The organism is Shinella curvata, assembly GCF_022899935.1.
Lineage (GTDB): Bacteria > Pseudomonadota > Alphaproteobacteria > Rhizobiales > Rhizobiaceae > Shinella > Shinella curvata.
On the sequence record NZ_JALJCJ010000003.1, the window covers coordinates 475,770 to 499,492 of the forward strand.

Annotated in this window: 25 protein-coding genes; 18 read left to right on the forward strand and 7 right to left on the reverse strand. The window is 64.5% G+C overall.

The features are described from left to right. The first annotated feature begins 257 nt into the window (after positions 1-257). The 10 genes from MUU55_RS13830 to guaA all read left to right on the forward strand — a co-directional run bounded on the left by MUU55_RS13830 (position 258) and on the right by guaA (position 10,562). Positions 258-620, forward strand: a complete 363-nt coding sequence (locus MUU55_RS13830) for a septal ring lytic transglycosylase RlpA family protein (protein WP_244761319.1) — start codon at positions 258-260, stop codon at positions 618-620. 77 nt (positions 621-697) lie between these two features. Further along, positions 698-1,987 carry an RsmB/NOP family class I SAM-dependent RNA methyltransferase gene (locus tag MUU55_RS13835; protein WP_244761320.1) on the forward strand — a complete coding sequence of 430 codons (1,290 nt, stop codon included), beginning with the start codon at positions 698-700 and terminating at the stop codon, positions 1,985-1,987. A gap of 199 nt (positions 1,988-2,186) precedes the next feature. Further along, entirely contained in the window at positions 2,187-3,464 is a 1,278-nt protein-coding gene (locus tag MUU55_RS13840) for an imelysin family protein (RefSeq protein ID WP_244761321.1), read from the forward strand. Between the two features lie 48 nt (positions 3,465-3,512). Further along, positions 3,513-5,048 carry a di-heme oxidoreductase family protein gene (locus MUU55_RS13845; RefSeq protein WP_244761322.1) on the forward strand — a complete coding sequence of 512 codons (1,536 nt, stop codon included), beginning with the start codon at positions 3,513-3,515 and terminating at the stop codon, positions 5,046-5,048. Further along, entirely contained in the window at positions 5,048-6,175 is a 1,128-nt protein-coding gene (locus MUU55_RS13850; RefSeq protein ID WP_244761323.1) for an imelysin family protein, read from the forward strand. Before MUU55_RS13845 ends, MUU55_RS13850 begins: the two co-directional genes overlap by 1 nt. After that, complete coding sequence (locus tag MUU55_RS13855; RefSeq protein WP_244761324.1) at positions 6,175-7,281, forward strand: DUF1513 domain-containing protein; 1,107 nt, start codon at positions 6,175-6,177, stop codon at positions 7,279-7,281. The genes MUU55_RS13850 and MUU55_RS13855 overlap by 1 nt, the downstream gene beginning before the upstream one ends. Before the next feature lie 38 nt (positions 7,282-7,319). Beyond that, complete coding sequence (locus tag MUU55_RS13860; RefSeq protein WP_244761325.1) at positions 7,320-7,775, forward strand: TspO/MBR family protein; 456 nt, start codon at positions 7,320-7,322, stop codon at positions 7,773-7,775. A gap of 80 nt (positions 7,776-7,855) precedes the next feature. Beyond that, positions 7,856-8,305 carry a PaaI family thioesterase gene (locus MUU55_RS13865; protein ID WP_117368392.1) on the forward strand — a complete coding sequence of 150 codons (450 nt, stop codon included), beginning with the start codon at positions 7,856-7,858 and terminating at the stop codon, positions 8,303-8,305. Next, positions 8,302-8,946, forward strand: coding sequence for a 5'-methylthioadenosine/S-adenosylhomocysteine nucleosidase (locus MUU55_RS13870; RefSeq protein ID WP_244761326.1), 645 nt, complete (start codon positions 8,302-8,304; stop codon positions 8,944-8,946). Before MUU55_RS13865 ends, MUU55_RS13870 begins: the two co-directional genes overlap by 4 nt. A gap of 53 nt (positions 8,947-8,999) precedes the next feature. Next, positions 9,000-10,562 carry a glutamine-hydrolyzing GMP synthase gene (gene guaA, locus MUU55_RS13875; protein WP_244761327.1) on the forward strand — a complete coding sequence of 521 codons (1,563 nt, stop codon included), beginning with the start codon at positions 9,000-9,002 and terminating at the stop codon, positions 10,560-10,562. 112 nt (positions 10,563-10,674) lie between these two features. Here guaA and MUU55_RS13880 read toward each other — a convergent pair whose 3' ends face one another. The 3 genes from MUU55_RS13880 to MUU55_RS13890 form a co-directional block, all read right to left on the reverse strand. Next, positions 10,675-11,160 carry a hypothetical protein gene (locus MUU55_RS13880; protein WP_244761328.1) on the reverse strand — a complete coding sequence of 162 codons (486 nt, stop codon included), beginning with the start codon at positions 11,158-11,160 and terminating at the stop codon, positions 10,675-10,677. A 101-nt stretch (positions 11,161-11,261) separates the two neighbouring features. Beyond that, entirely contained in the window at positions 11,262-11,840 is a 579-nt protein-coding gene (locus MUU55_RS13885; protein WP_244761329.1) for a TetR/AcrR family transcriptional regulator, read from the reverse strand. An 81-nt stretch (positions 11,841-11,921) separates the two neighbouring features. After that, positions 11,922-12,482 carry a methylated-DNA--[protein]-cysteine S-methyltransferase gene (locus MUU55_RS13890; RefSeq protein ID WP_244761330.1) on the reverse strand — a complete coding sequence of 187 codons (561 nt, stop codon included), beginning with the start codon at positions 12,480-12,482 and terminating at the stop codon, positions 11,922-11,924. A 146-nt stretch (positions 12,483-12,628) separates the two neighbouring features. On the opposite strand from MUU55_RS13890, the gene MUU55_RS13895 reads away from it, so the two are divergent. Together MUU55_RS13895 and MUU55_RS13900 are read left to right on the forward strand one after the other, a co-directional pair. Then, on the forward strand, positions 12,629-13,687 hold the full coding sequence (locus tag MUU55_RS13895; protein ID WP_244761331.1) for a succinylglutamate desuccinylase/aspartoacylase domain-containing protein: 1,059 nt from the start codon (positions 12,629-12,631) through the stop codon (positions 13,685-13,687). Between the two features lie 129 nt (positions 13,688-13,816). Beyond that, a complete protein-coding gene (locus MUU55_RS13900) occupies positions 13,817-15,277 on the forward strand; it encodes a phospholipase D-like domain-containing protein (RefSeq protein ID WP_244761332.1) in 1,461 nt (486 codons plus the stop codon). Here the strand turns inward: MUU55_RS13900 and MUU55_RS13905 are convergent. Both MUU55_RS13905 and MUU55_RS13910 read right to left on the reverse strand, forming a co-directional pair. After that, positions 15,249-16,118 carry an endonuclease/exonuclease/phosphatase family protein gene (locus MUU55_RS13905; protein ID WP_425314180.1) on the reverse strand — a complete coding sequence of 290 codons (870 nt, stop codon included), beginning with the start codon at positions 16,116-16,118 and terminating at the stop codon, positions 15,249-15,251. The genes MUU55_RS13900 and MUU55_RS13905 overlap by 29 nt on opposite strands. 62 nt (positions 16,119-16,180) lie before the next feature. Beyond that, positions 16,181-16,660, reverse strand: coding sequence for an Lrp/AsnC family transcriptional regulator (locus MUU55_RS13910; protein WP_244761334.1), 480 nt, complete (start codon positions 16,658-16,660; stop codon positions 16,181-16,183). Between the two features lie 149 nt (positions 16,661-16,809). Between MUU55_RS13910 and MUU55_RS13915 the strand changes: the two genes are divergently transcribed. The 3 genes from MUU55_RS13915 to MUU55_RS13925 are packed head-to-tail and all read left to right on the forward strand — an operon-like array spanning position 16,810 to position 19,000. Then, positions 16,810-17,979: an amino acid aminotransferase gene (locus MUU55_RS13915; RefSeq protein ID WP_244761335.1), complete on the forward strand. Its 1,170-nt coding sequence runs from the start codon at positions 16,810-16,812 to the stop codon at positions 17,977-17,979. Positions 17,980-17,987: 8 nt separating this feature from the next. Continuing rightward, complete coding sequence (locus MUU55_RS13920) at positions 17,988-18,608, forward strand: YitT family protein (RefSeq protein ID WP_244761336.1); 621 nt, start codon at positions 17,988-17,990, stop codon at positions 18,606-18,608. A gap of 47 nt (positions 18,609-18,655) precedes the next feature. Further along, positions 18,656-19,000, forward strand: a complete 345-nt coding sequence (locus tag MUU55_RS13925; RefSeq protein WP_244761337.1) for an ArsC family reductase — start codon at positions 18,656-18,658, stop codon at positions 18,998-19,000. A 78-nt stretch (positions 19,001-19,078) separates the two neighbouring features. Here the strand turns inward: MUU55_RS13925 and MUU55_RS13930 are convergent, their stop codons facing one another. Then, a complete protein-coding gene (locus MUU55_RS13930; protein ID WP_244761338.1) occupies positions 19,079-20,065 on the reverse strand; it encodes a Gfo/Idh/MocA family protein in 987 nt (328 codons plus the stop codon). A 155-nt stretch (positions 20,066-20,220) separates the two neighbouring features. Here MUU55_RS13930 and MUU55_RS13935 point away from each other — a divergent pair, with 155 nt between their 5' ends. Together MUU55_RS13935 and MUU55_RS13940 are read left to right on the forward strand one after the other, a co-directional pair. Continuing rightward, positions 20,221-21,171, forward strand: coding sequence for an aldo/keto reductase (locus MUU55_RS13935; protein WP_244761339.1), 951 nt, complete (start codon positions 20,221-20,223; stop codon positions 21,169-21,171). Between the two features lies 1 nt (position 21,172). Continuing rightward, on the forward strand, positions 21,173-21,616 hold the full coding sequence (locus tag MUU55_RS13940) for a GNAT family N-acetyltransferase (RefSeq protein WP_244761340.1): 444 nt from the start codon (positions 21,173-21,175) through the stop codon (positions 21,614-21,616). On the opposite strand, the gene MUU55_RS13945 is transcribed toward MUU55_RS13940, so the two are convergent. Continuing rightward, complete coding sequence (locus MUU55_RS13945; RefSeq protein ID WP_244761341.1) at positions 21,613-22,503, reverse strand: LysR family transcriptional regulator; 891 nt, start codon at positions 22,501-22,503, stop codon at positions 21,613-21,615. The two genes, MUU55_RS13940 and MUU55_RS13945, sit on opposite strands and share 4 nt — an antisense overlap. Before the next feature lie 149 nt (positions 22,504-22,652). Here MUU55_RS13945 and MUU55_RS13950 point away from each other — a divergent pair, with 149 nt between their 5' ends. Continuing rightward, positions 22,653-23,651 carry an aldo/keto reductase gene (locus MUU55_RS13950; protein WP_244761342.1) on the forward strand — a complete coding sequence of 333 codons (999 nt, stop codon included), beginning with the start codon at positions 22,653-22,655 and terminating at the stop codon, positions 23,649-23,651. Positions 23,652-23,723 lie beyond the last annotated feature (72 nt).

Genomic DNA, 23,723 nt, shown 5'->3' on the forward strand with positions numbered 1-23,723 from the left:
GTTTTTTCCGAAAATTTGCGGAAATGTCGCACGAGCATTTCACGCGACAAGTTGAATGAGTTTAGTCACTGATTCGCAAGATTCTTTTCGACCCATTAACGAAGATTAAAAATCCATCGTGGGCGATGGACTGTATATCCGCCAGCACTTCGACAGCAAGTGTGGCCGGTTGAGGCACGTTTTCGCCATTTTTGCTTCCTCATAGGGCGATCAATCAAAGGGGATTTCCGCAACTCGCCGTAAGGGTCACACGATACATGCTGTCAAAGTTCTCCAGCCTGGCGCTCGCCTCTCTCGTCGCCGCCTCCTCTTCCTTCGTTTCCTTTTCCGATGCACAGGCCGCCGGTTGCGGTCGCGCCTCCTGGTATGCGCTGCACTCGCGCACCGCGTCCGGCGAACGCATGAACCCCAACCTGATGACGGCCGCCCACCGCAGCCTGCGCTTCGGCACCAAGGTGAAGGTCACCAATGCGAACAACGGCAAGAGCGTCGTGGTGCGCATCAACGATCGCGGCCCGTTCATCCGCGGCCGCGTGCTCGATCTCTCCAAGGCCGCCGCCTCCAACATCGGCATGATCCGCTCCGGCCATGCAAAGATCTGTTACGAGGTCATCGGCTGATCCAGCCCCTAAACTGACGGCGCCGGCTTGCTCTCGGCGCGTTCCGCCGCTACCACGACGCAAAACGGAGTAAACGGATGCGATTGGGTGGGCGGCTCTCGGGAGCCATCGAGGTTCTCTCGGATATCGAGACGCGGCGGCGCCCGGTCGCCGATGCGCTCAAGGATTGGGGCCTTGCCCATCGGTTCGCCGGCTCCGGCGACCGCGCCGCGATCGGCAACATCGTCTATGACGCGCTGCGCATGAAATTGTCGCACGCTTTCCTGATGGACGACGACAGCCCGACCGCCCTCGGTTACGCCGTGCTGCTGCGCCAATGGGGCCTTTCGCCCGAGGCGCTCGCCGCCGAATTCGACGGCGACCGGTTCGCGCCGGAGGCTCCGTCGGAAGACAGGCTCGCCGCATTCCGCGCCCGCAGTCTCGATGATGCCGCCCCGCATGTGCAGGGCGACATCCCGGACTGGATCCAGCCGGCCTTCGAGGCGAACTTTTCGGACGACTGGCTGGCGGAAGCCAAGGCGCTGGCCGAGCGGCCGACGCTGGACCTGCGCGCCAACACCCTCAAGGCCAGCCGCGACAAGGTGCTGAAGGCGCTGGAGCGCAACGCCGCCGTCGCATCCGCAATCGCCCGCCAGGGCATCCGCATTCCCGCCGGTGAAGGTCCGTCCCGCCTGCCCAACGTCACCGCCGACCTCGCCTTCCAGAAGGGCTGGTTCGAAGTGCAGGACGAGGGCTCGCAGATCGTCGCCGATCTCGTCGTGCCGCAGGAGGGCGAGCAGGTGCTCGATTTCTGCGCGGGGGGTGGCGGCAAGACGCTCGCCATGGCGGCCGCGATGAACAACAAGGGCCAGGTGCACGCCTACGACACCGACCGCAAGCGCCTCGCCCCGATCATCGAGCGGCTGAAGCGCGCTGGCACCCGCAACGTGCAGGTCCACGAGAGTCTGTCGAGCCTTGCCCCCCTCAAGGGCCGTTTCGACCGCGTGCTGGTCGATGCGCCCTGCACCGGCACCGGCACCTGGCGCCGTCGTCCCGACACCAAATGGCGCCTTACCGAGAAGAACCTGGAAGAGCGTATCGCCCAGCAGCAGGAAGCGCTGGCCAATGCCAGTGTCTTCGTGCGCCCCGGCGGTTTCCTGCTCTATGTCACCTGTTCGATCCTGCCGCAGGAAAACGAGGAGCAGGTCCATGGCTTCTGCCAAGCCAATCCCGACTTCGAAATCCTCTCGGCATCGGACACCTGGCGGAGCCTGTTCGGCAGCGGAAAACCGCAGCCACGCTCGCGCGACGGCAAGACCGTGACGCTGACCCCGGCGTCGACCGATACGGACGGTTTCTTCTTCTGCGCGATGGGTCGCAAGGCTTGACGCCTTGTGATCTGTCAAGTGCAAAGCAAACACCTTGAAATCGTTCTAAACTATACACTTTGACACCAGTTTTTATTTGGTCCATGACACCAAGGCCTGAATAAACCCGGCCCGGCTCTATGCCGGTTCATCCGGTCGGTCGCTTTTCTTGCGATGCCGGTGTCGGGGGGACACGCCAAACAGGACACCAGGAGACGTCATGACCACTTCCTTCCTTCGCGCAGCCGCCTTTGTGCTTGCTGCCGCGACGTCGAGCCTTGCCATCGGCTCCGCCCATGCGGCGGCCGATCCGGCTGCGATCGTCAAGCATTATGCCGAAATCGCGCACGCCAAGTTCTCCGACTCGCTCGACGCGGCGAAAGCCCTCGACGCGGCGATCGACGCCCTCATCGCCAAGCCGAGCGACGAAACGCTGAAGGCGGCGCGCGAGGCGTGGCTGAAGTCCCGTGTGCCCTACCAGCAGACGGAAGCCTACCGTTTCGGCAACCCGATCGTCGACGATTGGGAAGGCAAGGTGAATGCCTGGCCGCTCGACGAAGGCCTGATCGACTATGTCGACCCGAGCTACGGCACGGAAAGCGATGAGAACGCGCTGTTCGTCGGCAATGTCATCGCCAATCCGAAGCTGGAAATCGCCGGCAAGACGATCGACGCGACGACGATCACACCCGCCGTTCTGCAGGAACTGCACGAGGCCGGTGAAGTCGAGGCGAACGTCGCCACCGGCTATCACGCCATCGAATTCCTGCTCTGGGGTCAGGACCTGAACGGCACCGGCAAGGGCGCCGGCAACCGCCAGGCGACGGACTACGACAAGGACAAGTGCACCAACGGCAATTGCGATCGCCGCGCCGCCTATCTGAAGGCCGCCTCGTCGCTGCTCGTCACCGATCTCGAAGAGATGGTGAAGGCCTGGGCTGCCGATGGCGACGCCACCAAGAACGTGACCGCGGACCCGAAGGCCGGCATCACCGCCATGCTGACCGGCATGGGCTCGCTCTCCTACGGTGAACTGGCCGGCGAGCGCATGAAGCTCGGCCTGCTTCTGCATGATCCGGAAGAAGAGCACGATTGCTTCTCCGACAACACGCACAACTCGCACTACTACGATGTCGCCGGCATCCAGACCGTCTACACGGGTGAATATACCCGCCCTGACGGCTCGAAGCTCACCGGCCCGTCGCTCTCCGAGCTCGTCGCGGAAAAGGACGCGGCACTCGATACGGAGATGAAGGCCAAGCTCGACGCCAGCCACGCCGCCTTCAAGGCGCTGGTGGACCGCGCGGAAGGCGGCGAAGCCTATGACCAGATGATCGGCGAAGGCAACGAAGCCGGCAACAAGGTCGTCCAGACCGCCATCGACAGCCTGATCGACCAGACCAAGACGATCGAACGCGTCATCGGGTCGCTGGACCTCGGCAAGATCGAGCTTGAAGGCTCCGACAGCCTGGATAATCCTAACGCTGTCTTCCAATAAGAAAGAAGGCGGGCCGCTTCGCCTCCAGGATGCGGCCCGATTTCCTGCATGACAGAACGCCCTGCCCGTCGCCTGCTCGCGGTTTCCGCCGCGGTCACCGTCGCGGCAGGCGTTTTCGTTCTGGGCACGGCGCAGTCGCAGACGCGCGGCCGCGATGACCTCTCTGAAGAAGATTTGAAGCGCGTGCAGGCCGTCACGGCCCTGGCCACCGACTTCTCCAAGGCCGAGCCCTACGAGGCGATGTCGGCCGGTGCTGCGACGTCGCTTGCGAAAATCGACCGCAACAGTTTTTCCCACTTTTCCGAAAACATCACCTTCGAGGAGCAGGAGACCTTCAAGCTCGGCAACGCGCTGTTCCAGAAGCTCTGGGTCTCCTCGCCCTCCTCCACGCAGGCGTCCGATGGGCTTGGGCCGCTCTACAATGCCCGCTCCTGCCAGGCCTGTCACATCAAGGACGGCCGAGGCCATCCGCCCGAGGGGGCAGAAGATGCCACCTCGATGTTCCTGCGCCTCGCCCGCCCGGCGGCAACGCCCCAAGAAGAGGCGGCGCTGAAGAGCTTCCATGCGATGAGCCTACCCGACCCGATCTACGGACGGCAGTTGCAGGATCAGGCCATTCCCGGCCTCAAGGCCGAGGGCCGCATGGTCATCGACTATACCGAGGAACCGGTCACGCTGGCCGGTGGCGAGGTCGTGTCTCTCCGCCGCCCGAGCTATTCCGTCGCCGACCTCGCCTATGGCGCTCTCGATGCGACCACCACGCTCTCGCCGCGTGTCACCCAGCCCATGCTCGGCCTCGGCCTGGTCGAGGCCATCCACGAAGCGGACATTCTGGCGCTGGCCGATCCCGCCGACGCGGATGGAGACGGCATCAGCGGCACGGCGGCGATCGCCATCGATCCGACGAACGGCAAGCAGGCGCTCGGCCGCTTCGGTTGGAAGGCGCAATCGGCCACCGTGCGCCAGCAGAGCGCCGATGCCTTCGCCTTCGATATCGGCATCTCGACGCCGGAGGTGCCGCTGCACCAGGGCGATTGCATGCCCGCGCAGACCGCCTGCATCGAGCGCCCCGACGGCGTGCAGACGCGGCTCGGTGACGCGGAAGCGCCGCCGCCGGTCATGGACCTCGTGACCTTCTACGCCGAAAACCTCGCCGTACCGGCACGGCGCAAGGCGAGCTTCGCTGAAACGCTCGCGGGAAAACGCCTGTTTTACGAGACGGGCTGCGTTTCCTGTCACCATCCGAAATTCGTGACCCGCCGCGATGCCGCCAACACGGCGCAGGCCTTCCAGCTCATCTGGCCCTATTCCGATTTCCTGCTGCACGACATGGGCGAAGGCCTTGCCGACGGGCAGCCGGTGGGGGTGGCGAGCGGACGGGAGTGGCGCACGCCGCCGCTCTGGGGTATCGGCCTTACAAAAACCGTCAACGGCCATACGTTCTTCCTGCATGACGGGCGCGCGCGCTCCCTCACCGAAGCCATTCTGTGGCACGGCGGCGAGGGCCAGAAGGCACGCGACCGCTTCGCCGCGCTGGAAAAACACGACCGCGACGCCCTTCTGACCTTCCTGGAGAGCCTCTGATGACCCAGCGCCCACCTTTCCCTCGGTTCGGCTCCCTGCTTGCTGCATCCCTCCTGTTTGCAACGAGCCTGCCGGCCTTCGCACAGGAAGGCAGCGCGCCCGCCGTGCCCGAACTGACCGAAGAGATCGTCACCGGCATCATGACGCGCGCCATCGACGACGTGATCCGGCCGGGCTACCGGACCTTCGAAGCCTCCGCCGGCAAGCTTGCCGAAACGACCACGGCCTATTGCAAGGCGCCCTCGGACGAGGGCCGCAAGGCCGTCGATGCCGCATTCCGCCAGGCCGTCACCGACTGGGGCCGCATCGAAATCATGCGCATCGGCCCCGTCATCGACGACAACCGCTTCGAGCGCATCCTGTTTTATCCCGACCGCAAGGGCACCGGCCTGAAGCAGGTGCAGGCGCTGTTGCAGAAGGCGGACGAGGCGGATACCGACGCCGCGACCATGGGCAGCAAGAGCGTCGCCATCCAGGGTTTTGGAGCCCTCGAATTCGCGCTCTACGGCACCGGCGCTGACGCCATAGCAAAGGAACCGGACGCCTTCCGCTGCCGCTATGCCGCAGCCGTCGCCAGCCATATCTGGACGACGGCCGGCCAACTCGCCGCCGCCTGGGATGCACCCGACGGCGTGCAGAAGGACTGGAAACATCCCGGCCCCGACAATCCGGTCTTCCGCACCAGCAAGGAGGCGATGACGGCGCTGCTCGGCATTCTCGTGCACGGCGCCGAGGCGGTGCGCGACCAGCGCATCGAAACCTTCTACCGCAATGGCGGCATCGCCCGGCCGAAATCGGCAGTGTTCTGGCGCTCGGGCAACACCTGGGCGTCGATCGAAGCCAACCTCGAGGGTCTGCAGACCCTGTTCGACAAATCCGGCATGGGCGATCTCATCGATCCCAGCATCGCCTCGGTCAACGGCAACATCGATTTCATCCTGAAATCACTGCGCAGGATGACCCCGACCATCGACACCGACATGGAAAAGGCGGTGTCCACGCCGGCGGAACAGCAGAAGATCAACTTCCTGCTCGTCAACACGCGTGAGCTGATCCTCGCCTTCGACGGCGGCTATGGCGGCGCCATCGGACTCGGCTCCGGCTTCTCCTTCTCGGACGGCGACTGATGCGCAAAGCGGGCGGCCAAAGCGCGCTCCTCGACCGGCGCGCCTTCCTGCGCATGGCGGGTGCGGCCTGGGCGGCGGCGCTGACCCCGCAGGCCGCCTTCGCGCTGTCGCGCACCAACGCCGTCTTCGCCTCCGGCTACAAGACCGCAGGCGGCAGCTTCGGCATTGCGGTGCTTGCCGAAGACGGCAGCGTGATCGAGCGCACGCCGCTGCCCGCCCGCAGCCACGGCATGGCCTTTTCGACCGCCACGAACCACCTCGTCGCCTTTGCCCGCCGCCCCGGCACCTTTGCGCTGGTCATCGACCACAGCGGCAAGACGCAGCCGATAACCATCGCCGCCACCGAGAACAGGCACTTCTTCGGCCACGGCTGCTTTTCACCCGATGGCACACTGCTCTATGCCAGCGAGAACGATTTCGACGCCAACCGCGGCGTCATCGGCCTCTATGATGCGCGGGACAATTATCGCCGCATCGGCGAATACCAGACCTACGGCATCGGCACGCACGACCTCTCGGTCAGCGATGACGGCACGCTTTTGATCGCCGCCAATGGCGGCATCGAGACCCATCCGGATTTCGGCCGCACCAAGCTCAATCTCGACCATATGGAGCCCTCGCTCGCCTTGATCGATGCGAAGACCGGCGCGCTTGTCGAACGCCACGCGCTGCCGGAAAAGCTGCGCCAGCTCTCCACCCGCCATATCGATCTCGACGACAAGGGCCGCATCTGGTTCGCCTGCCAGTATGAAGGCCCGCGCAACGACCTCCCGCCGCTCGTCGGCCATTTCGGCAAGGGCGAGGACCTGACCTTCCTGTCGCTGCCTGAGGACACCACGATCGGCCTTGCCAACTATGTCGGCGCCATCGCCGTCAACCGCCGCGAAGGTCTCGTCGGCCTGACATCGCCGAATGGCGGCCGCTTCGTCGTGCTCGATGCGAAAACCGGCGGGGTCCTGCGCGATGAAAGCGTCACGGATGCCGCCGGCATCGCGCGCGCACCGCACGGCTTTGCCGTTTCGTCCTATGACGGCGACTTTGCCGGACGCCGCGACGATGTCGCCTGGGACCAGCACATAACCAGTCTGATATCCCGGAGCGCATAGCCTCTGGACGGTTGCGGAAAGCGCGCTAGGTCAGGGACATGAACAACAAGCCCCTCGTCTATCTCGCCTTTCTTATCCTCGTTCTCGGCGGCGGCCTCTTGATCGGCGCCAACAATGTGCCCGGCGACTGGTATCAGTCGCTCGCCAAACCGTCGTTCAACCCGCCGAACTGGCTGTTTGCGCCGGTCTGGAGCGTGCTCTACGTCGTCATCGCGGTCGTCGGCGCGCGCACCTGGCTGTCGCTCCGCCGCTCCATGGGCATGCGGCTCTGGTATGCCCAGCTCGTGCTCAATTTCGCGTGGTCACCGATCTTCTTCGGGCTGCAGGATCCGACCTCGGCCCTGATCGTCATCCTCTGCCTTCTCGTGGCCGTCGGCGGCTTCATCGCCGCGTCCTGGCGGCAGGACCGCACGGCGGCCCTTCTCTTCCTGCCCTACCTCGCCTGGGTCGCCTTCGCGACCGCGCTCAACGGCGCAATCGTCACGCTCAACTGAAACCCGCTTGCAGTGCAGCATGCGCCATGCAAACGTCGGCCCGTTCCTCCGGGCCGCGCGCCCGCAAAAACGTGGGCATCATGACAGGCTTTCCACCGCCGGATTTCGCCGGCCGCATCACCAGAAGTTTCGGCCGCCAGCCGGCCATGGCGCTGATCGGTGCCGAGCTCACCCGTGTCGAGCACGGCACGGTGGAAATCGAGCTGCCCTTTGACGAGAAGCTGACGCAGCAGCACGGCTTTCTCCATGCCGGCGTGATTTCGGCCGCCCTCGACACGGCCTGCGGCTACGCCGCCTATTCCGTCATAGATGCCGACGCCTCGATCCTGACCATCGAATTCAAGGTCAATCTCATGTCGCCGGGGCGGGGCGAACGTTTCCTGTTCCGCGGCGAGATCACCAAGCCGGGCTCCAACATCATCGTCGCCGACGGGCGCGGCTATGCCATTTCCGATGGACCCGCAAAGCTGATTGCCTCGATGACCAGCACGATGATGGTGGTGCGCGGCCGCGAGGACATTACCGAATGAGTTTCGCCCTCAAGACTGTCGGTGCAAAACGCATCCTCTATGTCATGGCCGCCAATCCCGAATACGGCCCGCATCTGAAGGCCCGCATCACGCCGTTGATGACCGGTGTCGGGCCCGTGGAAGCCGCCGTGCAGCTGACGCTGGCGCTCTGCCACCTGGCGGCGGATGGCAACCTGCCCGACTATGTCGTGTCGCTCGGCTCGGCCGGCTCCGCCACGCTGGAGCAGACGGAGATCTATCAGGCAATCTCGGTATCCTATCGCGACATGGATGCCTCGCCGCTCGGCTTCACCAGGGGGGCAACGCCCTTTCTTGATCTGCCGGTCGAGGTTTCCCTGCCGGTCCGCATTCCCGGCATTCCCGCCGCGCGGCTCTCCACCGGCGCCAACATCGTCTCGGGTGCCGCCTATACCGGCATCGACGCCGACATGGTGGAGATGGAAACCTTTGGCGCATTGCGGGCCTGCCAGGCCTTCGGCGTTCCCCTCATCGGCCTTCGCGGCATTTCCGACGGCAAGGCGGAGCTCACCCATATCGGCAACTGGACGGAATACCTTGATGTCATCGACGAAAAGCTCGCCGCTGCCGTCGATCGTCTGGAGGCCGCCATGCTCGACGGAACCATCGCCCTGAAAGGCTGAAAATCCGGCCGTCCCCCGTTGCGCGGCAAAGAGATATTCTTTAAAGGCTCGCCATGACCCAGACAGCCAATCCCGACAGCGTTCTCATCATCGATTTCGGCAGCCAGGTGACCCAGCTCATCGGGCGGCGCGTGCGCGAAGCAGGCGTCTATTGCGAGATCATCCCCTTCCAGTCGGCGGAAGAAGCCTTCCACCGCATGCAGCCGAAGGCGATCATCTTCTCCGGTGGCCCCGCCTCGGTGCTCGACCAGGGCAGCCCGCGCGCCCCGCAGGTGGTCTTCGATTCCGGCCTGCCAATCCTCGGCATCTGCTATGGCCAGCAGACGCTCGCCACCCAGCTCGGCGGCACCGTCGAAGGCGGCCACGCCCGCGAATTCGGCCGCGCCGATGTGGAAATCCTGAAGTCCAGCCCACTCTTCGACGGCTTCTGGGAGGTTGGCAACAAGTATCCGGTCTGGATGAGCCACGGCGACCGCGTCACCGTCGCGCCCGAAGGTTTCGAGATCATCGGCGTCTCGGAAAACGCCCCCTTCGCGATCTGCGTCAACGAGGCGAAGCGCTACTACACGACGATGTTCCATCCGGAAGTGGTGCACACGCCCGATGGCGCCAAGCTGCTCTCGAACTTCGTGCACAAGATCGCCGGCATCAAGGGCGACTGGTCGATGTCGGCCTACCGTGCCCGCGCCGTGGAAGCGATCCGCGAGCAGGTCGGCGACAAGCGCGTCATCTGCGCGCTGTCGGGCGGCGTTGACTCATCCGTCGCGGCTCTTCTCATCCATGAGGCCGTCGGCGCGCAGCTCACCTGCATCCTCGTCGACCACGGCCTGATGCGCAAGAACGAGGCGGCCGACGTCGTCGCCATGTTCCGCGAGCACTACAATCTGCACCTCATCCATGTCGATGCCGTCGATCGTTTCGTCGGCGAGCTGGAAGGCGTTTCGGATCCCGAAACCAAGCGCAAGATCATCGGCCGCCTGTTCATCGAAGTCTTCGAGGACGAAGCCAAGAAGCTCGGCGGCGCGGAATTCCTCGCCCAGGGCACGCTTTACCCCGACGTCATCGAAAGCGTCTCCTTCACCGGCGGCCCTTCGGTCACCATCAAGTCGCACCACAATGTCGGCGGCCTGCCCGAGCGCATGAACATGAAGCTCGTCGAACCGCTGCGCGAACTGTTCAAGGACGAAGTGCGCGTGCTCGGTCGCGAGCTCGGCCTGCCGGATAGTTTCATCGGCCGCCACCCCTTCCCCGGTCCGGGCCTTGCCATCCGCTGCCCCGGCGGCATCACCCGCGACAAGCTGGAGATCCTGCGCGAAGCCGACGCGATCTATCTCGACGAGATCCGCAAGGCAGGCCTCTACGACAAGATCTGGCAGGCCTTCGCCGTGCTGTTGCCCGTCCAGACTGTCGGCGTCATGGGCGACGGGCGCACCTACGAATTCGTCTGTGCGCTCCGCGCCGTCACCTCCGTCGACGGCATGACCGCCGACTTCTACCACTACGACATGAACTTCCTCGGCCGCGCCGCGACCCGCATCATCAACGAAGTCCGCGGCATCAACCGCGTCGTTTATGACGTGACGTCGAAGCCGCCGGGCACGATCGAGTGGGAATAAGCAATACGGCAGGGATGTTTCGGCGATAAAGCCATCATCGAAACATCCCTCTCCTGCTTGCTTTTCATCGATCCGGCGGCCGCGCCGGATGCTTGCGTCTCGGGCAAGACACTCAGTTTGAAACAGCCTTGTTTCGCCTGAGATAAAGGATCTGGGCAGCCAATCCGACGACGAGTATCACCAGCAGTGCGCCCTGTGCACCGAGCAACAGCGGCGAATTCAAATCCGGCGCCAGCGGATGTCCATCCGGCACACGGCGCAGGATTTCCGTGATGGTCGGCAGCATCAGCAGAAACGCGCTCAAACTCAGACAGATCGTTTCGACATACCGGGCGACGCGCGTCGAACCGAGAATGCTTTGCGCGCCATAGCCTGCAAGCAGAACCAGGATCGTCGTCACGCCGATTCCGTAGCTGACCGGCTGGCGGGCGACGAGAAAGACCGTCAGAGCACCGATCAGCATGGAGCCAAGATAGACGGCACCCGCCCTGGACCGCGGAACGATCCGGCCATGCCGGCCGAACATGTAGAGCGCCACGGGAATGGCCGGCAAACTGCCAAGCGTGTGGATCCAGCCAAGCGAAGAAATTCCGAACATGCGATTTGCCTTTCTATCCGTTGGGAAAACGTCTGTGAGATTACATCTATCTACTAGTTGGTAGGCTTTCGAATCAAATGCCATGCTCGGCATTGTCAGGGTTATGGGGCGATACGCTCCAGCAAGGGACGGGTGATGGTGCTGAAAGCCCTGGAATCCCCGTAGGCACGCGCCGACAGCATCGCGCCGTGAACGGTCGCCATGAACAGTTCCGCATTCTCCTCGGCCGTCCCCGCCAGCCTGAAACGGCCTCCCGCTGCGCCACGCTCCAGCACGGAGGTCAGCCAGCCGGAGAGATGCCGGAAATGCGCGCGAACCTCGAAGGCAACCTCTTCCGGCAGAACCTGAACTTCGCTGGCCAGCATCGCGCAGACGCAAAATGGATGCGACGCATCGACGATGCACGCCTCCCAATAGCCGAGATAGGCGCGAAGCTGCTCAAGCGGGTCTGAAACCGCTCGCTCCAGTGCGTCGATCCCGGCTTTGGCCTCCTCACGATATTGCGCAACAACGGTGCGGACGAGGTCCGCCTTGCTTGGGAAGTGATGATGAATGCTCGCCTTGCGAATGCCGACGACGTCGGAAATGTCGGCATAGCTGAAGCTGTTGTAGCCGCCCTTGATCAGAAGCGTGCGGGCACAACGGAGAATGTCATCGGCAGTGGTCGAAAGATTGCTCATGCCACAACCTACCAACTAGTAGGTCGAAAATCAAGTCCATACCAATCGGACTGCAAGATCGAGCGGCACGCTACACCACGATCAGAACCCGAACGACTGCTGCGCCGGGGCCGGCGGGGCGAAGGAGATGCCCTCCAGCGCCAGCATCTTCACCTTGGAGATGGAGCCGCCCGGCGCGGAAAAGCCGCCGACCTTGCCGCCGGCGGCGAGCACGCGGTGGCAGGGAATGATGAGGGCGACGGGGTTTTTCGCCATGGCCTGGCCGACCTCGCGCGCCATTTCCGGCCCGGCGCCGAGATCGCGCGCGATGGTGCCGTAGGTCGTCGTCTCGCCCCAATGTACGCGGCGCGCCGCATCATAGACCTTCAGGAAGAAATCGCTCTGGCCGGTAAGATCGAGCGGCACGGCGGTGAAATCGGCCTCTTCGCCGGCGAAGTAGCGCTGTGCCGCCGCCACGGCCTTCCGGACGGCGAGAGGCGGTTCGGCCGCCTCGGCATCGGGCAGATGGCGCAGCAACAGGCGACGGGTCGTGGCGGCATCCTCGCCCGGCAGCTGGAAGCGCACGACACCCGCTTGCGTCCAGGCGATACCGCAGGGGCCGCCCGCAGTGTCGAAGATCAGATAGTGGGTTTTGCCGGTCACGCGCGGCTCCTCCTGCCGTTTCCACCCCAAGATCGGGCTTTGCCCGGCTTGTTTCAACCCGTTTCTTGCGCGGCGCGGCCGGGGACTTGCTTCCACCGCGTCCAATTCGCATAAACCTTCGAAAAACGATTCAGCGAGGGCGCGACGTGGAGACTTCGGACATCATCATCGGCGGCGATACGGCGGGCATCGAATGGCGCGTGCCGGTCTACCGCTTCAAGGGCAGCGACAAGGCCGCCCCCTCCGTCTACATTCAGGCGGCGCTGCATGCCAACGAACTGCCCGGCACCGCACTCTTGCATTTCCTGCTGGAACGCCTGCGCAAGGCCGATGCCGAGGGTGCGATCCGTGGCGATATCACCGTCATCCCGCAGGCCAACCCGGTCGGCCTCGCCCAGTTCCATTTCGGCGAGATGGAAGGCCGCTTCGACCTGGGATCGCGCACCAACTTCAACCGCGATTACCCGCTGATTGCGCTCGCCGAGCGCGAGACGCTGCTGGAGAATTTTTCCCATCGCAGCGCCGCCGACAGGCTGAAGCGCACGTTGCTGCACCTCGCGCTCGGCCATGACCTCATGCTCGACCTGCACTGCGACGACGAGAGCCTGCAATATGCCTATATCGACGATGCCTTCTGGCCGGAGGCGGCCGATCTTGCGGCGGCCCTCGATATGCAGGCCGTGTTCCTCTCCGACGGTGAAAGCACCGCCTTCGAGGAGGCTGTCGGCCATGCCTTCAAGCATCAGGGCGGCGACAAGCTGAAGAGCGTGCCGGGCCGCCTCTCCGTCACCGTCGAATTGCGCGGCCGGCGCGATGTCTATCCCGATATGGCCAAGCGCGATGCCGATGGCCTCTGGGCTTTCCTGGCCGGCCGCGGCGTCGTCACCGATCCCGCCCATGCCGCCAAGGCCTATACCGGGTCGGCCATCCCGCTCGACAATATCGAGATGGTGCGCGCGCCCGAGCCGGGCACCGTGCTCTTCCACCGCGATATCGGCGAGAGCGTGAAGGCTGGCGATCTCCTGGCGACGCTCATCACCACGCCGGGCGCGCCCAATGGCGCGATCAGTGTGACAGCGGCCCATGACGGCCTGATCGCCACCCGCGCCTCTGCCCGCTATGCGCGCCGCGGTGACGACCTGATGAAGATCGCCTGCCACGAAGCGACCCGCAAGGACCGCAAGCCCGGCACGCTGGAGGACTGAGAGAATCTTCCCTGCGAGGGGTTTGCACCCCTCGCAATCCCGCTGCCGGAAGCAATATATAATTAGGAGCATACGAGCCGCAGTAGCGGCTATGACTGGAGGAGACGTAAGCGGTGGTCTGCACGCATCATGTTTGAGACGCTCTCCGCCTACTGGCCGCATATCCTCGTCGCCCTCTCCGTCATCCTCGGCATCCCCGCCGCCATTCATGCGACGATGACCAAGGAAGAGGTGCGCGCGGCAATCGGCTGGGTCGGCGTCATCGTGCTTTCGCCCGTCGTCGGCCCCGTCATCTATGCCATCGGCGGCGTGAACCGCATCCGCCGCAAAACGCTGAACCTCAGCCGCGAGGGCCTGATCGCCGCCGGCTGGTACCACCGCGCCGAATACGACGTTTCCAACGACCATATGCGGGTGGCCTTCGGCCGGGCGCTCGCCGCCATGCAGCGGCTCGGCGATACGGTCGGGCGCTGCAAACTCACCTCCGGCAACCGGATCAGGCTACTCTCGACCGGCGACGAGGCCTATGCCGCCATGCTGTCAGCCATCGACGCGGCGGAGCGCTCCATCCTGCTCGAAACCTATATTTTCGACCGCGACGCGGCCGGCCAGCGCTTCGTCGAGGCGCTTTCGGCCGCCGTGGCACGTGGTGTCGAGGTGCGCGTGCTGATCGACGCGGTCGGCGCCCGTTATTCCATTCCCTCGATCGTCTCGGAGCTGCAACGGGCGCATGTCCCGGTCGATGTCTTCAACGGCAATATCGTCATGGGCCTGCGCCTGCCCTATGCCAACCTGCGCACCCACCGGAAAATCCTGATCGTCGACGGCAGCGTCGCCTTCACGGGTGGGCTCAACATCCGCGCCGGCTTCTGCACCGAATTTGCCGGCGATGCGGCCGCACTCGACACGCATTTCCGCCTGACCGGCCCCGTCGTCAGCGACCTCTTCCGCATCGCCTACGAGGACTGGCGCTTTTCCGGCGGCGACGAACTCTTCGGCGCGGTCTGGCAGATCGCGCCGCCGCCGGATGCGCCCGACAGCGGCATGCTCGCCCGCGTCGTGCCGTCAGGTCCCGACAGGAGCCTGGAGACCAACCACCGCATGCTGATGGGCGCGCTGTCAGTGGCGAAGCATCACATCCGCATCATGTCGCCCTATTTCCTGCCCGACCGCGAGCTGATCAGCGCCATCGTCACGGCGGCGCGGCGCGGGGTGGAGATCGACATCATCGTGCCCTCGGCCAACAACCTGAAGCTCGTCGATCTCGCCATGACCGCGCAGTTCGACCAGATGCTGAAACACGGCTGCCGCATCTGGCGCGCCTCGGGCGCCTTCAACCACTCCAAGCTGACGGTCATCGACGACACCTGGTCCTATGTCGGCTCCTCCAACATCGACCCGCGTTCGCTCAGGCTGAATTTCGAGGTGGATATCGAAGTGATCGACCCCGATTTCGCCGATCTCATCGGCGCGCGCATCGACGCGGCGCTTGCGGGATCCGAACAGGTGAAACTGGAGGAGCTCAGGGCGCGGCCCTTCGTGCATCGCCTCGTCGAGCGCATCACATGGCTTGGCTCGCCCTATCTATAGGCATCGCCGAGCGCTCCGAGACCACCTTCAGATCGATATGCGCCTTGATCGGCAGGTGGTCCGATGCAACGCGGGCAAGCGGTGAATCATGCACCTCCACGGAGGTGACGAGGTCATGCGGATGGCCGAGCGCCCGGTCGAGCGCCAGCACGGGGAAGCGCGAGGGAAAGCTCGGCACTGCGCCGGAGGCCGGATCGAAGGTAGGATGCAGCCGGGCAAGCGACGAACCCCGCCCGACGCGCCATTCGTTGAGATCACCGACGAGCAGGGTCGGCATCGCCTCGTCTTCGGCGAGCGACGCGAGGATCGCCATGGCCTGCTGTTCGCGCGAGCGCTTCAACAGCCCGAAATGGGCGGCGACAAGCCGCAGCTTGCCGGTGGGCAGATCGAGCGTCACGACCAGTGCGCCGCGCGGCTCGACACCCGGCAGCTTCAGCTGGCGCACACCGCCGACCGCGCCCTTGCGGATCATGATCATGTTGCCGTGCCAGCCATGGCCGGTTGAGGACAGCGCGGTGATCGGCACCGGCACGAGGCCGCAGTCGCGCTCCAGCATATCGAGCTTCAAAAGGCCCGAGCGCTCGCCGAACCGCTTGTCGGCTTCCTGGATGGCGATCACGTCGGCATCGATTTCGGCAATGACGCTCGCCGTGCGCTCGGGATCGAAACGCCGGTCGACGCCGATGCATTTGTGCACATTGTAGGAGGCGATCACCGTGTCGCCCGGACGATTGTTTTCCGGCGGCCGGTGGCCGCGACGGTTGCGAATGGCCGTCAGCAGCGTGGCCGATGGGGTCCTGCCGTTCCTGTCCAAGGGTGCTTCCTCATGCGTTCTCTGCATCATATGGTCCGCCTTGCCCCAACGGCAACCGCCGAGCCGCAAGAAGGTTCCGGAAAACGCCGTCAGGGCAGCGGGCTGACCTGCATCTTCGGGCTGTCGAGCAGGATGGTCGAGCGCAGCGTCTTGATTTCGCCGATGCGTTCGAATTCGCTCCACAGCAGCCGCCGGTAATCCGCCACGTCCTTCACGGCGATCTTCAGCAGGAAATCGAAATCGCCGGCCACCGTATGGCATTCGACGACCTCTGGCATGCGCCGCACCAGATCGATGAAGCGCTCGCCGACCTTCGGCGCCGTGCGCTCCAAGGTCACCTCGAGAAAGGCCTGGAAGCCGATGCCGGCGGCGCGTGGATCGACGATGACAGTGTGGCGGATGACGCCGCTCGCCTCCAGCCGCGCGAGACGCCGCGACAGCGGCGCGGGCGACAGGCCGACCTTCTCCGCCAGCTGGTTGTTGGAGAGCCCCGCATCCTCCACGAGCAGGCGAATGATGCGCCGGTCGGTCTGGTCCAGGGCAACCTCGTCGCCCGTCTTTTTATCCATATCGTCCGCTCCCGCAAAAATCTGCATCAATCTAGCGAGTAAGCGCAAGAAGACAAAAGCTTCTTGCGTTTTCCCCGCAATATCATGGTCGATTTTGCGGGTGTTTTGACTTACACCACGTGCACATCAATTCAGACAGGACCCCGGCCATGTTCGACGCCCTTACCCGCCAGCCCGATGACCCGTTGCTTGCCCTGATCGGCCTTTTCCGGGCCGATGAGCGTGCCGGCAAGGTGGATCTCGGCGTCGGCGTCTATCGTGACGAAACGGGCGCCACGCCGATCTTCCGCGCGGTGAAGGAAGCCGAAAAGCGCCTTGTCGAGACGCAGCCGACCAAGGCCTATGTCGGCCCGGAAGGCGATCCCCTGTTCCTCGACCGCCTCTGGGAACTGACGACGGGCGACGCCGGCCGCGGCCGCGCCACCGCCGGCCTGCAGACGCCGGGCGGCTCCGGCGCGCTGCGCCTTGCCGCCGACCTTCTGGCGCGCATGGGCACCAAGGGCATCTGGCTCGGCCTGCCGAGCTGGCCGAACCATGCCAGCATCTTCAAATCCGCCGGGCTTGAGGTCGTCACCTACCCGTTCTTCGATGTCCCCGCGCAGAGCGTGCAGTTCGACCGCATGATGGAAGCACTTGGCGGTGCTGCCCCCGGCGACGCCGTGCTGCTGCATGCGAGCTGCCACAACCCGACCGGCGCAAACCTTACGGACGACCAGTGGCGCGCCGTCTCCGCGCTCATCGCCGAGAAGGGCCTGCTGCCGCTCGTCGATATCGCCTATCAGGGTTATGGCCGCGGCCTCGATGAGGATGCCGCGGGTCTCCGCACTCTGCTGACGGCCGTGCCCGAAGCGCTGGTCGCCGTCTCCTGCTCGAAATCCTTCGGCCTCTACCGCGAGCGCACCGGCGCCATCTACGCCGCCTGCAGCAATGCCGAGACGGCGTTGTCGGTTCGCACCAATCTGGCCGCGCTAGCCCGCACCAGCTATTCCATGCCGCCGGACCATGGCGCGGCCATCGTCAGCATGATCCTCGGTGATGCCGCGCTGAAGGCCGACTGGATGGCCGAGATCGAGGCGATGCGCCTGCGCGTCACCGCGATCCGCGAGCGGCTTGCCGCCGGCCTCTCCGGCCGCTGGCAGGTGCTGACGTCGATCCGCGAGCAGGAGGGCATGTTCTCGCTTTTGCCGCTGGAAGAGGCGCAGGTGCTGAAGCTGCGCGCCGAGCACGCCATCTACATGCCGACGTCGGGCCGCATCAACATTGCCGGTCTCAAGACGGCCGAGGTCGATGACGTCATCGCCAAGTTCCTGAGCCTCTGAGAAAAACCATGTCCGTCGAACCTGCCAGCCAGGCGGAGCGCCACTCCGCCTATGAGGATCTTATTGCCATCGTCATCGGCACGATGTTCGTGGCGCTGGGCGTGGTCATCTATACCAAGGCGGTGCTGCTCGCCGGCAGTACGGCAGGCTTGGCACTCCTCCTGCAATATGCAAGCGGCATTGGCTTCTGGTGGCTGTTCTTCGCCGTCAACCTGCCGTTCTACATTCTTGCCGTCAAAAAACTCGGCTGGGCCTTCACCCTGCGGACCTTCGCGGCTGTAACGCTGGTTTCCATCTTTAGCCGGCTAACCTCGGAGCTTATAAACTTCTCGCATCTCGACCCGATCTATGCAGCGGTCATGGGTGGGGCGCTGTCGGGCACCGGCCTGCTCATCCTCTTCCGCCACCGCACTGGCCTTGGCGGCATCAATGTGCTGGCGATCTACCTGCAAGACCGGTTCGGCCTGCGCGTCGGTTATGTCCAGATGGCGGTCGATCTCGCCATCCTCGCCGCCGCGTTTTTCGTCATCCCGCTCGATCGGCTTGCGCTCTCCGTGCTCGGCGCCGTCGTCGTCAACATGACGCTCGCCATCAATCACCGCCCCGGCCGCTATCTCGGGGTGACGTGACCGTTTTGCCGGCTTATGAAGGCGGCACGATATTGAAGGAGAGACGCGTGACCGTCACGATCTACGGCATCAAGAACTGCGACACGATGAAGAAGGCGCGCACTTGGCTCGACACCAAGGGCATCGCCTACAGCTTCCACGACTACAAGGCCGAAGGCATCGACGAGAAGAGCCTGAAGCGCTTCGTCGACGCGCTCGGCTGGGAAACGGTGCTCAACCGTGCCGGCACCACCTTCCGCGCCCTGCCGGATGAAGACAAGCAGGACCTCGACGCGAAAAAGGCGATTGCTTTGATGCTCGCCCAGCCCTCGATGATCAAGCGCCCCATGCTCGATCGCGACGGGGCGCTCACGGCCGGCTTCAAGCCGGATATCTACGAAACGCTGTTTTGAGCGAGAGTTTGCCAGGGAAAAGTGGGAACCGATTTTCCCGAAAAGGCAAACGACAACAAAGACTCTAAAGAGCCGGTCTCAGACCGGCTCCCAGCCATCCTTCTCGCTGGCGCGGTAGATGGCATCGATGAGCTTCTGGTTCTCGACCGAGCTTTCCAGCGGCACGATCTCCTCGTTCTCGCCGAGTGCCGCCTTGGTGAAGGCTTCGGCCTCGCGCTTGTACTGGCGCGCATCCTGGAAGCGGAAGTGCTGGCTCTCGCTGTGCGAGGCATTGGTCAGCTCGATTTCCTCGGCACCGTAGCGGTCGGCGTTGAAGGGCGACTTCACCTCGATGAAACCCTTGTCGCCGTGGAACACCATGACCTGGCGATGGGCGAGCTGGGTGGAGATGTAGAAGGACAGTTCGAAATCGCCGAAATCGGCGCGCACGCTCGAATAGATGTCCGTGCCGAAGTCCGGATCGCGGTCCGTGCTCGCCTGCACGCGGATCGCTTCCTTGCCGGTGACGAAACGCGTGGTGATCGTCGGATAGACACCGATATCCGGCAGGCCGCCGCCGCCGAGCGCCGGCACATTGCGCATGTTGCCGGGGTCGCGGTTGTAGTAGGTGAAGACGCCCTGCACATGGCGCAGCTTGCCGATCGCGCCCTCGGCGAGCAGCGAGCGCACCTTGCGCCAGACGGGGCTGTAGGTGACCATGAAGGCTTCCGAGATCAGCACCTTGTTGCGGTCGCGCGCCGCAATCAGCGCATCGATCTCGCCGGCATTCAGCGCAATCGGCTTTTCGCACAGCACATGCTTGCCGGCATCCGCCGCCTTGATCGTCCATTCCACATGCTGCGAGGTCGGCAGCGGGATATAGACGGCATCGATCGTATCTGACGCCAGCATCTCCTCATAGGAACCGAAGGCATGCGGCACGGAAAACCGGTCGGCCATGGCGCGGGCCTTGGCGAGGTCGCGGCTGGCAATGGCCGTGACGACGCAGTTTTCCGCATCCTGGATGGCCGGCACGACGAGATCGCGGCCGATCTTGGCCGTCGACAGAATTCCGAAACGCAGCATGACATATCTCCCTGATTGCGCCGGAAGACTAATGCCGAGGTACGTTCCTCGCAAGCGCGCAGGCGTGCAAAAAATCCCGGCCGCGACGGGTGCAAAGCCGATCCGCCCGGCCTATGCTGGCCCACCATTTCAGCACGTATCCCTTGGAGGAAGCCATGCAGTTTCGTTCCCTCGGCCGGACCGGCCTTTCGATTGCGCCCCTCGTCTTCGGCGGCAATGTCTTCGGCTGGACGGCCGACGAGAAGACCTCCTTTGCGCTTCTGGACACCTTCACCGGCGCCGGCTTCAACGCCATCGACACCGCCGACGTCTATTCCAGCTGGGCGCCGGGCAACCAAGGCGGCGAATCCGAGACTGTCATCGGCAAATGGCTGAAGCGCTCGGGCCTGTCGCGCGACAAGGTGGTCATCGTCACCAAGGTCGGTTCCGACATGGGCCAAGGCCGGCGTGACCTGCGCAAGTCATGGATCATCGAAGAAGTCGAGAACTCGCTGCGCCGGCTCCAGACGGATCATATCGACCTCTACCTCTCGCACTGGCCGGATCCCGAAACGCCCTATGAAGAAACGCTGGAAGCCCATGCCGGTCTCGTCAAGGCGGGCAAGGTGCGCGCCTTCGGCGCCTCCAACCTCGATGCCGACCAGCTGAAGGCCTCCTTCGACGCCGCCGACGCGGCGAGCCTGCCGCGCTATGCCGCGCTTCAGCCGGAATACAATCTCTACGACCGCGCCGGCTTCGAGGGCGCGCTGGCCGACCTCTGCCGCAAGGAAGATTTGGGCGTCATCACCTATTTCAGCCTTGCCTCCGGCTTCCTGACCGGCAAATACCGCACGGCGGCCGATACCGAGGGACGGGCGCGCGGCGAGGATGTGGCGCGCTATCTCGATGAGCGGGGCCTGCGCATCCTTGGGGCGCTCGACCAAGTGGCGGCGGAGACGGGGGCCACACCGGCCGAAATTTCGCTCGCCTGGCTGATGGTGAAACCCGCCGTCACCGCGCCGATCGCCAGCGCCACCAGCCTCCCCCAGCTCGCTAGCCTGATGAAGGCGGCAGTCCTGTCGCTCACCCCGGACCAGATTGCCGCCCTCGACGCGGCGGGAGCCTGACATGGCCCTGATCATCCGCGATCCGCTCGAAAGCGACGAAACGGCCTGGCGCAAACTCTGGGCTGGTTACCTCGCCTTCTACAAGACCGAGGTACCCGAGGAGGTGACGGCCTTTACCTGGGCACGCATCCTCGACCCCGGCTCCCGCATGGCAATGCGCCTTGCCGAGGCGGACGGCGCGGTGATCGGCTTTGCCATCCACCATTATCACGACTCGACCTGGAGCATCGCGCCGGAAGGTTATCTTGAAGACCTCTTCGTCGATGACACCGTGCGCGGCAAGGGTGCCGGCCGGGCGCTGATCGACGACCTCATCGCGATTTCAAAGCGCCACGGCTGGAGCGGCATCTACTGGCATACCGCGCAGGACAATGCGCGCGCCCGAAAGCTCTATGACAGCTATATCGAGACCGACGAACACATCCGCTACCGATTGAAAACCTAACTCCGGTAGCGGAAGAAATCGACGAAGGCGCGCAAGGCCGGGCGCATCTGGCGGCGCGAGGGGTAGTAGATCGAGAAACCGTCAAAGGCGGGGCACCAGTCCTCCAGCACCGCCACCAGCCGGCCGGCGGCGATGTCCTCGGCCACACGCTGGTCGAAGACATAGGCGAGGCCCGCACCATCCATCGCGGCGGCGCGCATCAGCCGCTGGTCGGAGACGATCAGCGGGCCCGACACATCCACCGTCACCAGCCGCCCGTCCTTCTCCAGCTCCCAGCGATAGATGCGGCCGCTGGAAAAGCGGCGGCGGATGCAGCGATGCTGCATGAGGTCGCGCGGCTGAAGCGGCTTCGGGTATTTCTCGAAATAGGCTGGCGCGCCGACGACGAGACCGCGCCACGGGCCGCTCGCCCTGACAGCGATCATATCCGCCTCCAGATGCTCGCCGAGCCGCAGCCCCGCATCAAAACCCTTCTCGACAATGTCTTCGAAACGATCGTCGGTGCGCAGTTCTAGCTCGATCTCGGGGTATTCCAAAAGGAAAGCGCCGAGGCGCGGCATGACGATGTCTTCCGCCGCGATCAGCGGCATGGTGATGCGCAACGGCCCGGCCGGCCGGGTTTGCCGTTCGGCCAGCGCCTCCATGGCGGCGTCGATATCGGCCAGCGCCGGCGCCAGCGTGTCGAGCAGTTGACGCCCCTCTTCCGTCGGCGCGACGCTTCGGGTGGTGCGGGCGATCAACCGCACGCCGAGGCTCGCCTCCAGCGCGGTGACGGCATGGCTGACGGCAGAGGGCGCGATGCCGAGCGCGGTCGCGGCCTTGCGGAAACTGCGCGCCTCGGCGACGATGGCCAATACGGCGAGCTGGGAAAGCTGGGTCCGGTTCATTGTTCGAACAGATAGAACAAGCCATTGGCTTTTGCATCCATTTTCAGCGGAAGCGCCGCGCCCTAGATTGAACCTACCGGATGACGGCGACCGCTTCGCCGCCCGGCCCGCGGACCTCTCGCATTGGTCCCACTCAGAAGGAACCCGTCATGAAACACAGACATCTCGGCACGCTCGACGTTTCCGCCCTCGGCCTTGGCTGCATGGGCATGAGCCATGCCTATGGCCCCGCCGACGACGAGACGGCGGCGATCAACACGCTGCACCGCGCCGTGGATCTCGGCATCACGCTGTTCGACACGGCAGAGGTCTACGGCCCCTACAAGAACGAAATCCTCGTCGGCAAGGCGCTGAAGCCGGTGCGCGACAAAGTGGTCATCGCCACCAAGTTCGGCTTCCGCATCGATGCCACCAAGCCGGCCGCCCAGATGATGACTGGCACCGACAGCCGCCCGGAAAACGTCAAGGCCGTCGCCGAGGCCTCGCTGAAGCGGCTCGGCACCGATGTCATCGATCTCTACTATCAGCACCGCGTCGATCCGGCCGTGCCGATCGAGGAAACGGTCGGCGCGATGGCCGATCTGGTGCGCGAGGGCAAGGTGAAGGCGCTCGGCCTGTCGGAGGCCGGCGCCGAGACCATCCGCCGTGCGCATGAGGTGCATCCGATCGCCGCCGTGCAGAGCGAATATTCGCTGTGGACCCGCGATGTGGAGGAGAACGGCGTGCTGGAAACCTGCCGCGCCCTCGGAATCGGCTTCGTGCCCTTCAGCCCGCTCGGCCGCGGCGTGCTGACCGGCGCCTTGAAGAAGCTCGACGGCCTCTCGGCCGATGATTTCCGCCGCTCCCTGCCGCGCTTCGAGGCTGAGAATTTCGATGCCAATCTGGCGCTGGTGACCGCACTCGAAGAGATTGCGGCGGAAAAGGGCGTGGCCCCGGCGCAGCTCGCGCTCGCCTGGGTTCTCACGCAGGGCGATTTCATCGTGCCGATCCCCGGCGCCAGCAAGGTGCCGCATCTCGAGCAGAACGCCGCCGCCGCTGACGTCACGCTGACACCGGAAGAAGCCGCCCGCCTCGGCGATCTGCTCTCGCCGGCCAAGGTCTCAGGGCAGCGCTACTCGCAAAAGCAGGCGGCGATGGCCAACCGGTAGGAACATCTGTCGGCCAGGCGTGAACAGCCGGAAGCACACGCTCTCTTCCGTCATCCTCGGGCTTGACCCGAG

What these genes read in the sequence shown, in the direction of transcription:
- MUU55_RS13860 (WP_244761325.1), top strand. Translation starts at nt 7,320, where the DNA reads ATGAACAACAAGCCCCTCGTCTATCTCGCCTTTCTTATCCTCGTTCTC.
- MUU55_RS13930 (WP_244761338.1), bottom strand. Translation starts at nt 20,065, where the DNA reads ATGCTGCGTTTCGGAATTCTGTCGACGGCCAAGATCGGCCGCGATCTC.
- guaA (WP_244761327.1), top strand. Translation starts at nt 9,000, where the DNA reads ATGACCCAGACAGCCAATCCCGACAGCGTTCTCATCATCGATTTCGGC.
- MUU55_RS13910 (WP_244761334.1), bottom strand. Translation starts at nt 16,660, where the DNA reads ATGGATAAAAAGACGGGCGACGAGGTTGCCCTGGACCAGACCGACCGG.
- MUU55_RS13945 (WP_244761341.1), bottom strand. Translation starts at nt 22,503, where the DNA reads ATGAACCGGACCCAGCTTTCCCAGCTCGCCGTATTGGCCATCGTCGCC.
- MUU55_RS13830 (WP_244761319.1), top strand. Translation starts at nt 258, where the DNA reads ATGCTGTCAAAGTTCTCCAGCCTGGCGCTCGCCTCTCTCGTCGCCGCC.
- MUU55_RS13920 (WP_244761336.1), top strand. Translation starts at nt 17,988, where the DNA reads ATGTCCGTCGAACCTGCCAGCCAGGCGGAGCGCCACTCCGCCTATGAG.
- MUU55_RS13840 (WP_244761321.1), top strand. Translation starts at nt 2,187, where the DNA reads ATGACCACTTCCTTCCTTCGCGCAGCCGCCTTTGTGCTTGCTGCCGCG.
- MUU55_RS13850 (WP_244761323.1), top strand. Translation starts at nt 5,048, where the DNA reads ATGACCCAGCGCCCACCTTTCCCTCGGTTCGGCTCCCTGCTTGCTGCA.
- MUU55_RS13865 (WP_117368392.1), top strand. Translation starts at nt 7,856, where the DNA reads ATGACAGGCTTTCCACCGCCGGATTTCGCCGGCCGCATCACCAGAAGT.
- MUU55_RS13835 (WP_244761320.1), top strand. Translation starts at nt 698, where the DNA reads ATGCGATTGGGTGGGCGGCTCTCGGGAGCCATCGAGGTTCTCTCGGAT.
- MUU55_RS13870 (WP_244761326.1), top strand. Translation starts at nt 8,302, where the DNA reads ATGAGTTTCGCCCTCAAGACTGTCGGTGCAAAACGCATCCTCTATGTC.
- MUU55_RS13880 (WP_244761328.1), bottom strand. Translation starts at nt 11,160, where the DNA reads ATGTTCGGAATTTCTTCGCTTGGCTGGATCCACACGCTTGGCAGTTTG.
- MUU55_RS13915 (WP_244761335.1), top strand. Translation starts at nt 16,810, where the DNA reads ATGTTCGACGCCCTTACCCGCCAGCCCGATGACCCGTTGCTTGCCCTG.
- MUU55_RS13935 (WP_244761339.1), top strand. Translation starts at nt 20,221, where the DNA reads ATGCAGTTTCGTTCCCTCGGCCGGACCGGCCTTTCGATTGCGCCCCTC.
- MUU55_RS13845 (WP_244761322.1), top strand. Translation starts at nt 3,513, where the DNA reads ATGACAGAACGCCCTGCCCGTCGCCTGCTCGCGGTTTCCGCCGCGGTC.
- MUU55_RS13885 (WP_244761329.1), bottom strand. Translation starts at nt 11,840, where the DNA reads ATGAGCAATCTTTCGACCACTGCCGATGACATTCTCCGTTGTGCCCGC.
- MUU55_RS13905 (WP_425314180.1), bottom strand. Translation starts at nt 16,118, where the DNA reads ATGCAGAGAACGCATGAGGAAGCACCCTTGGACAGGAACGGCAGGACC.
- MUU55_RS13900 (WP_244761332.1), top strand. Translation starts at nt 13,817, where the DNA reads ATGTTTGAGACGCTCTCCGCCTACTGGCCGCATATCCTCGTCGCCCTC.
- MUU55_RS13940 (WP_244761340.1), top strand. Translation starts at nt 21,173, where the DNA reads ATGGCCCTGATCATCCGCGATCCGCTCGAAAGCGACGAAACGGCCTGG.
- MUU55_RS13855 (WP_244761324.1), top strand. Translation starts at nt 6,175, where the DNA reads ATGCGCAAAGCGGGCGGCCAAAGCGCGCTCCTCGACCGGCGCGCCTTC.
- MUU55_RS13950 (WP_244761342.1), top strand. Translation starts at nt 22,653, where the DNA reads ATGAAACACAGACATCTCGGCACGCTCGACGTTTCCGCCCTCGGCCTT.